Below are 12759 nucleotides of genomic sequence, written 5' to 3' on the forward strand. Positions count from 1 at the left end.
CTAGTAAAGAACGTTAGCAAAGACCGTCATTCCGAGCGGAGCCGAGGAATCTCGCCTGCTGAGGTTGCAAGGGTAATTCAAACCCTGGACCGTCATTCCGAGCGAAGCCGAGGAATCTTGCGTGCTGACGTATGAATAGCGTTGCAACGTCAGCACGCGAGATTCCTCGGCTCCGCTCGGAATGACGTGTTACATGACGTGCTGGATGGTCTGCTTAGAAGCGCACTAGCTCGCCGACCTGTTCCTGTAGCAGCTGCTGGTACAGGGGCTCGGTCAACTCTCCCGTTACGGTCAGGTGCTTATCAATAAATGGCAGGCGCACGCGCTGGGGTAGTACGGCCGTGCCCAGATACATCAGCACATCGGTGAGGTGGTTGAGGGGCAGCACCCCGCCCTGGCCGCCGCTGCTCAGGCCCACCAGGGCGGCCTTCTTGCCCCGGATACCGCCGGGGTAGGGTAGGCCATCGATAAACGCCTTCAATACGCCCGGAAACGAGCAGTTGTACTCCGGCACCACAAACACCAGCTTGTCAGCCTGCTCGGCCATAGCCACCAGCCGGTTGAAATCCTGGTGCTGACCGGTGTTGTGGTAGAGGGCCGTAGCCGTGAAATCAAGGGGCAGCTCCAGCAAATCCAGCACCTGGGCTTCGGCTCCCTGCTCCGCCAGCAGGTTCAGATACAAGTCGGCAATGCGGCGGGCCCGGGAGTTGGGGCGGTTAGTACCGGCAACGATGGTTATCATCAGGTCAAATAAAAAGTAAGAATTAAAAATTAAGAATTGGGCTGCCAAAACGTTTCTCCGGCTAGCCCGCTTCCAACTAGGCTGGTTGCTTGCCGCCAGTATCACATGGGAACGTAGGGCCAGGAAAGCTGTTGAAGTTCTTAACTCTTAATTCGGTGGGTAAAGCCAACAAAAAAGCGAAACGGAATACCGTCTCGCTTTTTCTGATTCCAGCAGAATAACCGTAAAGCTTAAGCCAGGTTATTCGACGTGGCTTTGGCGGCCAGGAATTCGTGGTTCAGGATGGCAATGTTCTCGAGCGAGATGCCCACCGGGCACTCGGCGGCGCAGCTACCAATGTTGGTGCAGGCCCCGAAGCCTTCCTTGTCCATCTGGGCCACCATATTTTCCACGCGGGTTTTGCGCTCTACGTGGCCCTGGGGCAACAAAGCCAACTGGCTTACTTTAGCCGACACGAACAGCATGGCCGAAGCATTTTTGCAGGATGCTACGCAGGCCCCGCATCCGATGCAGGTAGCCGCCTCAAACGCCCGGTCGGCAATTTCCTTCGGAATCGGAATTTCGTTGGCGTCGGGGGTGCCACCGGTGTTTACCGATACGTAGCCGCCGGCCTGAATAATCCGGTCGAAGGCCGAGCGGTCCACACTCAGATCCTTGTTTACGGGGAAGGCGGCGGCACGCCAGGGCTCAATGGTAATGGTGTCGCCGTCGGAAAACTTGCGCATGTGCAGCTGGCAGGTGGTGGTGCCAGCCTCGGGGCCGTGGGCGCGGCCGTTGATGAACAGGTTACACGAGCCACAGATACCTTCGCGGCAGTCGTGGTCGAAGGCCACCGGCTCTTCGCCTTTGCGCAACAGGTCCTCGTTCAGCACATCCAGCATCTCCAGAAACGACATATCCGGGGAAATGTCCTTCACCTGATAGTCAACGATGCCACCTTGGGTGTTTCGATTCTTCTGCCGCCACACTTTCAGCGTCAGGTTCATCGGTTTGGCATTGGGGTTACTTCCAGCCATTTTTATTTCTGAATTATGAATTATGAATTAAAAATTATGAATCGAAATCATGAGTTGTGAAGGGCCCGCTTGGTACGGTAACGCCCCCCACAATTCATAATTTCTAACTCATAACTCAGCTCTATTTGTAGCTGCGCTGAGTAAGCTTCACGTTTTCGAACTTCAGCTCTTCCTTGTTCAGGATTTCGGGCTGATTGTCGCCTACATACTGCCAGGCAGCTACGTAGGCGTAGTTCTCGTCGTCGCGCTTGGCTTCGCCTTCTTCGGTGGCATATTCCTCGCGGAAGTGGCCGCCGCAGCTTTCGTTGCGGTTATAGGCGTCGTCAATCATCAGCTCACCCAGCTCCAGGAAGTCAGCCACGCGGCCGGCCTTTTCCAGGGCCTGGTTCATTTCCGATTCGGTGCCCACCAGCTTCAGGTCGCTCCAGAATTCTCGGCGCAGCTTCTGAATTTCGGCTTTGGCGTGCCGCAGCCCTTCGGCGTTGCGGGCCATGCCGCAGTACTCCCACATAATGTGGCCCAGGGCCTTGTGGAAGTCGTCGGGGGTGCGGGTGCCATTGATGCTCATTAGCTTCTGCACGCGGGCGCGCACTTCGGCTTCGGCTTCCTTGAAGGCCGGGTGGTCGGTGGTAACCGGCTTGGGCGGCGTCTGGGCCAGGTAATCCCCAATGGTGTAGGGAATCACGAAGTAGCCGTCGGCCAGGCCCTGCATCAGAGCCGAGGCCCCGAGGCGGTTGGCACCGTGGTCGGAGAAGTTGCACTCCCCGGTGGCGTAGAGGCCCGGAATGGTGGTTTGCAGGTTGTAATCTACCCAGAGGCCGCCCATGGTGTAATGCACGGCGGGGTAGATGCGCATAGGCTGCTCGTAGGGGTTTTCGCCGGTGATTTTGGCGTACATATCGAACAGGTTGCCGTACTTCTGGCTTACCCACGTTTCCCCATTGCGCTTAATAGCGTCGGCAAAATCCAGGTACACGGCCAAGCCCGAGGAGCCAACGCCCCGGCCTTCGTCGCACACTTCCTTGGCATTGCGCGAGGCTACGTCGCGGGGCACCAGGTTACCAAAAGCGGGATATTTGCGCTCCAGGAAGTAGTCCCGCTCTTCTTCGGGAATGTCCTGCACCCGAATCTGGCCGGCGCGCAGGCGCTCGGCGGTTTCCTTTGAAGCCGGCACCCACACGCGCCCGTCGTTGCGTAGCGACTCCGACATCAGCGTCAGCTTCGACTGGTAGTCGCCCGATACAGGAATACAGGTAGGGTGAATCTGGGTGAAGCAGGGGTTGGCGAAGTACGCACCCTTTTTGTGGGCCCGCCATGCAGCGGTGGCATTGCAATATTTGGCGTTGGTGCTCAGGTAGAACACGTTGCCGTAACCACCCGTAGCCAGCACTACGGCATGAGCCGCGTGCTGCTCAATCTCGCCGGTAATCAGATTACGGGTGATAATGCCCCGGGCCTGACCGTCCACCACTACCACGTCCAGCATCTCGGAGCGGGTGTACAGCTTTACCTTGCCGTAGGCCACCTGCCGGCTCAGGGCCGAGTAAGCACCCAGCAGCAGCTGCTGCCCGGTTTGGCCGCGGGCGTAGAACGTGCGGCTTACCTGCGCGCCCCCAAAGGAGCGGTTAGCCAGCAGACCACCGTATTCCCGGGCAAAAGGCACGCCCTGGGCTACGCACTGATCAATGATGTTTACCGATACCTGGGCCAGTCGGTACACGTTGGCTTCGCGGGCCCGGTAGTCGCCGCCTTTGATAGTATCGTAAAACAAACGGTGCACAGAGTCGCCGTCGTTCTGGTAGTTTTTAGCCGCGTTGATACCGCCCTGCGCCGCAATGGAGTGCGCCCGGCGGGGCGAATCGTGGTAAGTAAACGCCTTCACGTTGTAGCCCAGCTCGGCCAGGGAAGCCGCCGCCGAAGCACCAGCTAGGCCAGTGCCTACTACGATAACATCGTATTTCCGCTTGTTAGCGGGGTTTACGAGCTTAACGTTGAACTTGTGCTTGTCCCACTTTTCGGCCAAAGGGCCTTCGGGAATTTTGGAATCCGGAAACATCGGCTGTCGAGTTTAGGACTTATTTGAAGAAGTAGAAGTAGACCGGCATGGCGGCAAACGCGGCGCACACGATGATCGAAAAAGCATAGCCCACAAGCTTAATGGCCGGGGTATACTTGCGGTGGGTAAGGCCCAGCGTTTGGAAGGCGCTGCTGAAGCCGTGGAGCAGGTGGTAAAGCAGGGCAAACTGAGCTACTACGTACAACACCACATACAAAGGATTCTTAAAAGCCTCTAGTACCAGGGTATAGGCGTCTTCGTTGCCGTTAGCGTCGCGTGGTACATCGGTAAACCGCAGAGAACCGAAGAAGTTGTAGAGGTGGACAACTAGGAAAAATAGCACAATAGAGCCCAGCATAGCCATGCTGCGCGAGTGCCAGGAGCTGTTTTGCTCAATGTGGTCGGAAACGTAGCCCTGACCACCGCGGGCAGCGCGGTTTTTAGCCGCCAACGCCAGTCCTTCATAAATATGAAAGCCAAAACCCAGCACCAGCACGATTTCCAGCGCGCGGATCAGAGGGTTGTGGCCCATAAACTCAGAATAGGCGTTAAATGCCACGCCATTGTCGGCCTTAAACAGCTGCAGGTTACCTACCAAGTGTACTACCAGGAAGGAGCAGAGAAACAGGCCCGTTACGGCCATAATTATTTTGCGGCCGATGCTACTGGAAAAGGTTTTGGAAATCCAACTCATAGAGAGCTAATGAAGGGTGTGGGTAGGTCGGTTATGACGGTCAAAGGTATACCCCAACCTAACAGGAAACAATCTGAATAAGGTAGCTGCGTTATAGTGAATCTATCCGTAGCCAACTCCGTTAGTACATTGCCCCGACGTAGTAACCTTGGTGTTCGTTTTTTGTTAGGTTGCTGCTCGGTTTTTGCTGACCTTCCCTTTCATCTGTTCTCCCGCCTACTAATACGCTGATTGTATGAGTATTTCGCTACACAACCGCCCGGTTCGGCTTTGGCTGGCGGGGTTGCTATTGTGGGTAGTGTATCTGTGCACCATGCCGGCTGCCCGGGCTACCCACCTGCGGGCCGGCGACATCCAAGCAAAAACCGATACTACTGCCGCCCGCAACCCGCGCCGCATCTTCTTTAAACTAGTGCTGTACTCTTCGGCCGAGCCCAATAAGGCTGACGAACCAACGGCCAACATCTACTTCGGTGACAACACTTGCGCCACCGGCACCAATGCCATTCCGCGCTTTTCCAAGCAGCTGATATCCGCTGATACCTACCGCAACGTCTACTATTTCGAGCATACCTATAATTCGCCCCGAACATACACGATAACTTACTTAAGTAACTTTCGGGTAGAGGGAGTAATTAATATGCTCAATTCGGTGAATACGCCGTTTCAGATATCTACAACCATTACCATTGACCCCTTCCTGCAGAATACCTCCCCGGTCCTGACGGCCCCGGCCATCGATAAAGCAGGCAGACAACAAGTGTTCCTGCACAACCCGGCCGCGTATGATGCGGATGGGGACTCTCTGGTTTTTACTTTGCAGCCCAGCAAGCAGGCGCCTACCCCGCCCGCCTGCTCGCCTGTACCCGTGGACGTAGCCGGGTTCCGGTACCCGAACGATGCGGCCCTGGGCGGAACGCCGGTGCAGGTAGCCTACGCCGGTCCGCCGGTGGGGCGGCCCGGTGACCCGGCCATCTTTGAGCAGGATAGCCGCACGGGCCAGATTGTATGGAATGCCCCGGCGGTAGTTGGCGTTTATAATTTTGCGTTTTCAGTTAAAGAGTACCGCCGCACACCGGGCGAAAGGGCCCGGTTGATTGGAGAGGTAGTGCGGGATATGCAGGTGACGGTAGTAGCTACCAACAATGCCCGGCCTACCATTGTAGTACCGGCCGACATCTGCGTGGTGGCCAATACGCCGGTGCCGAACGGCGTGGTAACGGCCACCGACCCCGACAACAACCCTATCACCCTGGAGGCCTTCGGGGGGATGCTGCCCCGGCCGGCCTCTTTCGTGCAAACGGCTACCGGTCCGCCCACGGCCCGGGGGCTGTTCCAGTGGACTCCAACGTGTGCCGATATTCGCTCGGAGCCTCACCAGGTGCTATTTAAGGCCACCGACCGGCCCGTGGCAGGGCAGCCGCCCCTCATCGACCAGCGGGTGTGGCGCATCACAGTTATCGGGCCGGCCCCGCAAAACCTGCGCACCGCCCTGCAAGGCAGCACCGCCCGCCTCGATTGGGACAGTTACAGCTGCCAAAACCCCGGGGCCCAGATTCTGATTTTCCGGCGCGAAAACTCCTTCCCCTTCACGCCCGGTCCCTGCGAGACTGGCCTGCCCGCCGCGGCCGGCTATACGCAGGTGGGCACGGTGAGCGTTGGGTCGCGCACCTTCCTGGATGACAACAACGGCCGGGGCCTGGACCGGGGTAAAACCTACTGCTACCGCATCTACGTGCAGTTTGCTGCGCCGGCGGGTGGGGCCAGCCTAGCTTCCAACGAGGCCTGCGTGGCCCTTACCGGCCGCTCAGCCCGCCTTACCAATGTAACTGTAGACCGCACCGATGCTGCCACGGGCCAGATTACGGTTCGCTGGACCAAGCCTACGTCGTCGGCAGGCTTCGGTACGCCCCGGGGGTACCGGTTGTTCCGGGCCCCGTCCCTGAACCCGGCTGCTGCCGATTTCACGCAGGTGTACACCACTACCAACCTCGACGACACCACCTTCGTGAATACGGGGCTGAACACTGCGGCTAATACGTATTCGTACCGGCTGGATTTCTACAGTACGGCCGTGGCAGGAGCTGCCGAAACAGTGGAAACTGCCGGTCCGGCCTCCAGCGTGCGGGTAACGGGTACGCCTAATCCTATTGCCAACACCATCAGTGTAAGCTGGACCTACCGGGTGCCTTGGGATAATACCAAGCGGCCGACGACGGTATACCGCCGCGAGCCGGCCGGAACGTTCCGGCCCATTGCCAAAGTTACCGGTACGGCTACCGGGGGTACCTTTACGGATGCCGGTACTGCGGCCGCTCCGCTGGTAAAGGGCCGCACGTATTGCTACTACGTGAAAACTAACGGCACTTACGACAGCACCCGGCCCGACTCGCTGATCAATCTGAGCCAGGAGCAGTGCGTGGATTTGCGGTCCGTGCCGTGTACGCCGGTGCTCACGCTCAAGCCTACTAACTGCGACAGTCTGGCTAGCCGTCTGTTCGATTTGCCGGTAACGCCACTTAGCGGGCAGATCTACTCCAACTACCTGAGCTGGACGCTGAGCAACCTGCCCACGGCCGACTGTGGCCGTAACATTGTGTCGTATATCATCTTCTACGCGGCTACGGATGCTGACCCGCTGGTGGAGCTGACCCGGGTGCCCGGTTCCCAGACTACCTACCTGCACCAGGGCTTGTCGTCGGCGCAGGGCTGCTACGCCGTGCAGGCCGTGGATGCCAACGGAGCCCTGAGCGCCCTCAGTAATAAGGAATGCAAGGATAATTGCCTGCTGTTCCTGCTGCCCAACATCTTCACCCCGAACGGCGACGGTAAAAACGACACGTTCCGGCCGAAAGTATTCAGCCCCATACAGCGTACTTCCGTGAAGATATTCAACCGCTGGGGCGTGAAGGTGTACGAAAGTGACAAAGACCCGCTGATTAACTGGAATGGTGGCAGCGGCGGCGCAGAGGGCGGCTCCAGCGGCAAAATGGCCGATGGTATGTACTTCTATCAGGCCGATGTGGAATTCAAAGACCTGAACCGCACCAAGCGCACCTTCAAAGGCTGGGTGCAGATCAACCATTAACGGCGCTACGCCGTAGATTTTCCTGCCACAACGGGCATATCCTACCGGGATATGCCCGTTTTTTGTGCCCGGACTTTTTCCTTATTCACCCGATGAAGACGAACTATCAACTGGCCATTGGCGCCCTGCTGCTCAGCACGGCCTGCTCCACCCCCCAATCAACCACTACCACCGAAGCTCCGGCCGCTACGCCCGCTGCTACCAGCGTTGGAGCTACCACCCCGGAGCAGGCCGCCGTGCTGGCGACCCGCTACTTCCGCTCCCTGCCCGACTCGGCGGTGTATCTGCTGCCCACTATGCAGGTGCTGGATGCCGGCCCGCGCTGGCAGGTGCTGGTGAAGCGCACCGACCGGGTAGGGCAGATGCCCGATGGGAGTGCCATTGAAGTGGATAAGCAAAGCGGCAGCATCAGCACGGTGCCGGTGAAGTAAACCGGTGGCTCGGGCTGCATTGTGCATTCAAGCGGTTTTATGCAGCTTGCAGCTTCATTTTCTCATTCGCTTCGCCTGCTGACGGACGGTTTCACCTCCGCTCAGCAGCCTAATTTCCCGACGATGAAAGCAGTTATTTTTCCCGGCCAGGGCAGTCAGTTCAGTGGTATGGGCCGTGACCTGTACGAGCAGCACCCGGCGGCCCGGCAACTGATGGACCAGGCCAACGAAATCCTAGGTTTTTCTCTCACCGACGTGATGTTCACGGGGTCGGAGGAGGACCTGCGCCGCACCGACGTAACCCAGCCGGCCATTTTCCTGCATTCGGTGGCCCTGGCGGCCGTGCTGCCCGAGCTACGGCCCGAGATGGTAGCCGGCCACTCGCTCGGCGAGTTTTCGGCGCTGGTGGCGGCTAAGGTGCTGCGCTTCGAGGATGCCCTGCAACTGGTGGCCAAGCGGGCCCAGGCCATGCAGGCCGCCTGCCTGGAGCAGCCCGGCACCATGGCCGCCATTCTGGCCCTCGACGACGATACCACGGCCCGCATCTGCCAGGAAATCACCGACGGGGGTAACGTGGTAGTGGCCGCCAACTACAACTGCCCCGGTCAGCTGGTGGTATCCGGCTCCCAGCGTGGCATCGAGCTGGCCTGCGAGCAGCTGAAGGCCGCCGGCGCCAAGCGGGCCCTGCCGCTGCCGGTGGGCGGGGCCTTCCATTCGCCCCTGATGCAGTCGGCGGAAGCGGCACTGGCCGAGGCCATTGCCCGTACTACCTTCTCGGCCGGCATCTGCCCGGTGTACCAGAACGTGGACGCCGCCCCCCACACTAACCCCGACGAAATCCGGGAAAACCTGGTGCGGCAGCTCACGGCCCCCGTCCGCTGGACGCAGAGTGTGCAGCGCATGGTGCAGGACGGAGCCACGGAGTTTGTGGAGTGCGGCCCCGGCAAAGTGCTGCAAGGCTTGGTGAAAAAGATTGCGCCGGAAGCTGCCGTGTCGTCGGCGGCAGTGTAGAGTTACTTGGTAGCTTGCCTAAATACCGACGCAATTAAAGAGCCGGCTTCTTTCGAAAAGCCGGCTCTTTAATTGCGTCGGTATCTAATTTCCGCCAAAGTATAGTTTTAGCTTTCTATTGCCTAAGCATGTGTAAGCCAACTCTTGAATACGCGCTGTGTATTTATGTAGAAGAGTGTCATTTGTGATGTATTCAATGAATGCAAGTTCTTCAATAAGGCCTTCGCACTGAGTTGAATTCAATAGTAAATCGTCGTGAATACTAATCAACGATGTTACGTGTAAATCATACGCTTTACCAATGCATGAAAGCCGAAACATAAGCTGCTCAGGAAATTCGATGTACCGGTCTGCTACTTCGCCTTGCTCATCATAAAGGCTAACTATGCAATGAATGCTGTTCAGGTTTTCAAAAGAAAGCCTGTTGTTGTAGGCTGTAGACATAAGCTGTTAAAAATTGGCAGGTATTGGTTTTACCTCCAGTTCATCCGGGCACTCCGCCAGCAACTCGGCTACGGTGCGGCCGAGCTGCGGATGAATTATAGCAGCGGCAATATCGGTCAGGGGCACCAGGGCAAACCGCCGCTCCGGCAGCCGCGGGTGCGGTAGTTGCAGGCTCGCACTATCCAGCACCAGCTTGTCGTACAGTAAAATATCCACGTCCAGAGTGCGGGCTCCCCAGCGCACCAGCCGCTCCCGGCCGGCCAGCTGCTCAACAGCCAGGCAAGCCTGCAATAGCTGCTCCGGCGAAAGCGCCGTGTGAAGCTGCGCGGCTTGGTTGAGAAACGGCGGCTGATCCTGCAGGCCCCAGGCGGCGGTTTCGTAGAGGCCGGATACCGCCACTACGGGGCCAGCCGTTTCGTGCAGGCGCCGGATGGCTTGCTGGAGAATGGCCAGCCGGTTGCCCAGGTTGGAGCCGAGTAGGAGGTAGGCGGTAGACAATTAAAAATTGGTAATTAAAGATTAAATATTGCGCTGTGGCAAAGCTATTGGCGGTTTTGGTGTGTGCTTTGGATTGAGAACGGAGAGTGTTGCTTCTCGCTGTAAGCCAAAAATTTTTGTGTTGGCCAAGCCGCGCTTTTAGGTGCAAAATGCCCAATCAGCCGCAATTTTTAATGCTCAATTCTTGATTGAAAACGCCCGCCGCAAAAACTCTACCGTAACCTCAGCCGCCTGTTGGGCTTCGGTGGGCAGTTGCTCCTGCTGCCAGGGGTGCGCGCCGCCGAAGTTGTGCGTAACGCCCGGCAGCACAACCAGCTCGGCGGCGGGCTGCCACTCTTTCAGCTGGTGGGCCCGCGCCAATGGCACGGTTTCGTCCTGGTCGCCGTGCAGCACCAGCAGGGGCCGACCTTTCAGCTTGCGGCGCAGCCCGTGCCGGATATCCAAGCGTAGGCGATTCTGGTGGTAGTCTTCCACAATCTGGAAGTATAGCGGCAGCTGCTGGCCGGTCCGGCTGTTTTCGACGTGAAACACGCCCTGCTGCTGCCACTGCTGCATCAGCGGCTCGGGCCAGCCGGGGTTTACGTCGCTGATGGCGGCCCAGGTAACCACGGCCTTCACCCGCGGGTCTTCGGCGGTTTTCAGCAGCACCAGCCCGCCGCCCCGGCTGTGCCCCAGCAGTGCCAGATCCGACAGGTCCATCTCGGCGGCAGGCAGGGCCGTTTGCCCGGGCGCAAACAGCGCATCGAGCAGCACCCCGATATCGTCCAGCTCCAGGCTGAAGTTGTTGCGGCCGAAGGCTTCCAGGTCTTCCAGGTCGCCGGTGCCACCCACCACCAGCCCGTTGTGCGAGAGGTTGAGCTTCACGAACACGAACCCCTGCCGGGCAAACCACTCAGCCAGCACGTTGAAGTGGCCCCAGTCTTTGAAGCCCTTAAAGCCATGCACGAACACCACCACCGGCTTGGGGCGCCCATCGGCCACAAACCGGGCATCGGCGGCGAAAGGCCGGGAGTGATGGGGGCTGGACAGCAGAAAATCGACGGAAACAGGCTGGAAAGGCATAGGAACGAAGGTAAGGAACAGGCAGGAAGCCACAGGAAATTACGCGAAATCCGCAGGATATCGTGTAGCAACAGACGTGTTTAAGGGAGCAAGCAGGGGCCAATGCCTAACTCCCGGTTTTAACCTCCACACTATCTCAGGGTTTACCCGTATCATTGCAGCGCCCAAATTACCCGCATGACCGTTACGCTGGACCAGATACAGGCTCCTATTGCCGCCGAAATGGAGGAATTCGAAAAGAAATTCCGCCAGTCCATGCAAACGCGGCAGCTGCTGCTGGATAAAATCATGGGCTACATTGTGAAGCGCAAGGGCAAGCAGATCCGGCCCATGTTTGTGTTCTTCACGGCCAAAATCAGCGGCGGCGACCCGCTGCCGGAAGCTTCGTTCCGGGGGGCGGCCCTCATCGAGCTGCTGCACACGGCCACGCTGGTGCATGATGATGTGGTAGATGAGAGCAACTACCGGCGCGGATTTTTCAGCATCAATGCCCTCTGGAAAAACAAGATTGCCGTGCTGGTAGGCGACTACCTGCTCAGCAAGGGCCTGCTGCTCAGCCTGGAAAACAACGACTACGAGCTGCTCAAGATAGTGAGCAATGCCGTGAAGGAACTGAGCGAAGGAGAGCTGCTGCAAATTGAAAAAGCCCGCCGCCTCGATATCACCGAGGAAGTCTACTTTGAAATTATCCGCCAGAAAACGGCCTCACTCATTGCTTCCTGCTGCGCCGTAGGGGCCGCCTCGGCCGGCGCCGACGCCCCCACCGTGGAGCGGGCCCGCCTGTTCGGGGAAAAAGTGGGTATGGCCTTTCAGATCAAGGACGACCTGTTCGACTTCGGTACGGCCGAAATAGGCAAGCCGGTGGGCATTGATATCAAGGAGAAAAAGATGACTCTGCCGCTCATCTACGCCCTCCAGCAGGCCGACTGGCTGACTAAGCGCCGCGTTATCTTCAACGTGAAAAACAACGATGGCCGCAAGGACCGGGTGCAGGCTGTCATCGACTTCGTGAAGCAGTCGGGCGGTCTGGAGTACGCCATCCGGGTGATGGAGCGCTACCGCGACGAGGCACTGGCCATCCTGCGCACCTTTCCCGAATCAGCCTCCCGCACTTCCCTGGAGCAGCTCATCAACTACACCATCGAACGGAACCACTGATTTCGCGTGGATTCTGCGGACGATTGTAGCATAAGCTTTAGCTTGTGCCGTGCGCCGCATGATACGTCAGCGCAAAAACCAATCTCAACAAACAAGGCTTGCCATACGGCAAGCCTTGTTTGTTGTTATCCAGAGTTGTTAGGTGGCATACGGCACAAGCTAAAGCGTGTGCCACAACCCAATCGTCTACAAAATTCGTGCAATCAGTGATGCACTTGGTAGGCTACGCTGCTTGGGGTTACCTCTGATACGTCGAACTGCACGCCGTCGAAAGTGCTTGTTACGGTAATTTCGTGGGTCATGTCGCAACCGGGGCATTTGATTTCTTCCTTCTCAAACTGCCCGTCGTCGTCCAGGGAGTTGGCCAGGTGGTCGGCGGCGGGCACGCCGATAAGCTCGGTGAATACCTCCGTGTGGCATTTGTTGCACTGAAATTTGAGGCCTACGGTACGGCCTTGCAGCTCATCGAGCGGGGCGGGGGTGTTTTTCTGCTGAATCCACATAGTACGCCGAAAGTTTGGTTGTTAGAGAAAGTTCGGGAGCCGTATAGGCTAGTGGG

At 58.1% G+C, this 12759-nt stretch carries 12 protein-coding genes; 4 read left to right on the forward strand and 8 right to left on the reverse strand.

Features of this window, described 5'->3' with window-relative positions; all coding sequences use genetic code 11:
- Positions 1-214 precede the first annotated feature (214 nt).
- The 4 genes from EI290_RS09200 to EI290_RS09215 all read right to left on the reverse strand — a co-directional run bounded on the left by EI290_RS09200 (position 215) and on the right by EI290_RS09215 (position 4508).
- Positions 215-742 (reverse strand): NADPH-dependent FMN reductase, encoded by a 528-nt coding sequence (locus EI290_RS09200; RefSeq protein WP_125428951.1) that lies wholly within the window; start codon positions 740-742, stop codon positions 215-217.
- A gap of 230 nt (positions 743-972) precedes the next feature.
- The gene (locus EI290_RS09205) at positions 973-1728 is read right to left on the reverse strand and encodes a succinate dehydrogenase/fumarate reductase iron-sulfur subunit (protein ID WP_125428953.1); all 756 of its coding nucleotides are present in this window, start codon (positions 1726-1728) and stop codon (positions 973-975) included.
- 151 nt (positions 1729-1879) lie between these two features.
- Positions 1880-3814: a fumarate reductase/succinate dehydrogenase flavoprotein subunit gene (locus EI290_RS09210; protein ID WP_125428955.1), complete on the reverse strand. Its 1935-nt coding sequence runs from the start codon at positions 3812-3814 to the stop codon at positions 1880-1882.
- Between the two features lie 19 nt (positions 3815-3833).
- Entirely contained in the window at positions 3834-4508 is a 675-nt protein-coding gene (locus EI290_RS09215; protein ID WP_125428957.1) for a succinate dehydrogenase cytochrome b subunit, read from the reverse strand.
- Positions 4509-4743: 235 nt separating this feature from the next.
- Between EI290_RS09215 and EI290_RS09220 the strand changes: the two genes are divergently transcribed.
- The 3 genes from EI290_RS09220 (at position 4744) to fabD (ending at position 9038) form a co-directional block, all read left to right on the forward strand.
- Positions 4744-7596, forward strand: a complete 2853-nt coding sequence (locus EI290_RS09220) for a T9SS type B sorting domain-containing protein (RefSeq protein WP_125428959.1) — start codon at positions 4744-4746, stop codon at positions 7594-7596.
- 92 nt (positions 7597-7688) lie between these two features.
- Complete coding sequence (locus EI290_RS09225; RefSeq protein WP_125428961.1) at positions 7689-8027, forward strand: hypothetical protein; 339 nt, start codon at positions 7689-7691, stop codon at positions 8025-8027.
- A gap of 123 nt (positions 8028-8150) precedes the next feature.
- The gene (fabD, locus tag EI290_RS09230) at positions 8151-9038 is read left to right on the forward strand and encodes an ACP S-malonyltransferase (protein ID WP_125428963.1); all 888 of its coding nucleotides are present in this window, start codon (positions 8151-8153) and stop codon (positions 9036-9038) included.
- A gap of 84 nt (positions 9039-9122) precedes the next feature.
- Here fabD and EI290_RS09235 read toward each other — a convergent pair whose 3' ends face one another.
- From EI290_RS09235 to EI290_RS09245, 3 genes are all read right to left on the reverse strand, one after another.
- Entirely contained in the window at positions 9123-9482 is a 360-nt protein-coding gene (locus EI290_RS09235; RefSeq protein WP_125428965.1) for a hypothetical protein, read from the reverse strand.
- A 6-nt stretch (positions 9483-9488) separates the two neighbouring features.
- A complete protein-coding gene (gene folK / locus EI290_RS09240) occupies positions 9489-9980 on the reverse strand; it encodes a 2-amino-4-hydroxy-6-hydroxymethyldihydropteridine diphosphokinase (RefSeq protein WP_125428967.1) in 492 nt (163 codons plus the stop codon).
- Positions 9981-10157: 177 nt separating this feature from the next.
- Positions 10158-11042, reverse strand: a complete 885-nt coding sequence (locus EI290_RS09245) for an alpha/beta hydrolase family protein (RefSeq protein ID WP_125428969.1) — start codon at positions 11040-11042, stop codon at positions 10158-10160.
- Between the two features lie 177 nt (positions 11043-11219).
- On the opposite strand from EI290_RS09245, the gene EI290_RS09250 reads away from it, so the two are divergent.
- Positions 11220-12200, forward strand: coding sequence for a polyprenyl synthetase family protein (locus EI290_RS09250; RefSeq protein ID WP_125428971.1), 981 nt, complete (start codon positions 11220-11222; stop codon positions 12198-12200).
- Between the two features lie 203 nt (positions 12201-12403).
- Here the strand turns inward: EI290_RS09250 and EI290_RS09255 are convergent, their stop codons facing one another.
- Positions 12404-12703 carry a hypothetical protein gene (locus tag EI290_RS09255; RefSeq protein WP_125428973.1) on the reverse strand — a complete coding sequence of 100 codons (300 nt, stop codon included), beginning with the start codon at positions 12701-12703 and terminating at the stop codon, positions 12404-12406.
- Positions 12704-12759: the final 56 nt, after the last annotated feature.

Origin of the sequence: Hymenobacter metallilatus (assembly GCF_003944705.1) — a bacterium.
In the GTDB taxonomy this organism is placed as follows: domain Bacteria; phylum Bacteroidota; class Bacteroidia; order Cytophagales; family Hymenobacteraceae; genus Hymenobacter; species Hymenobacter metallilatus.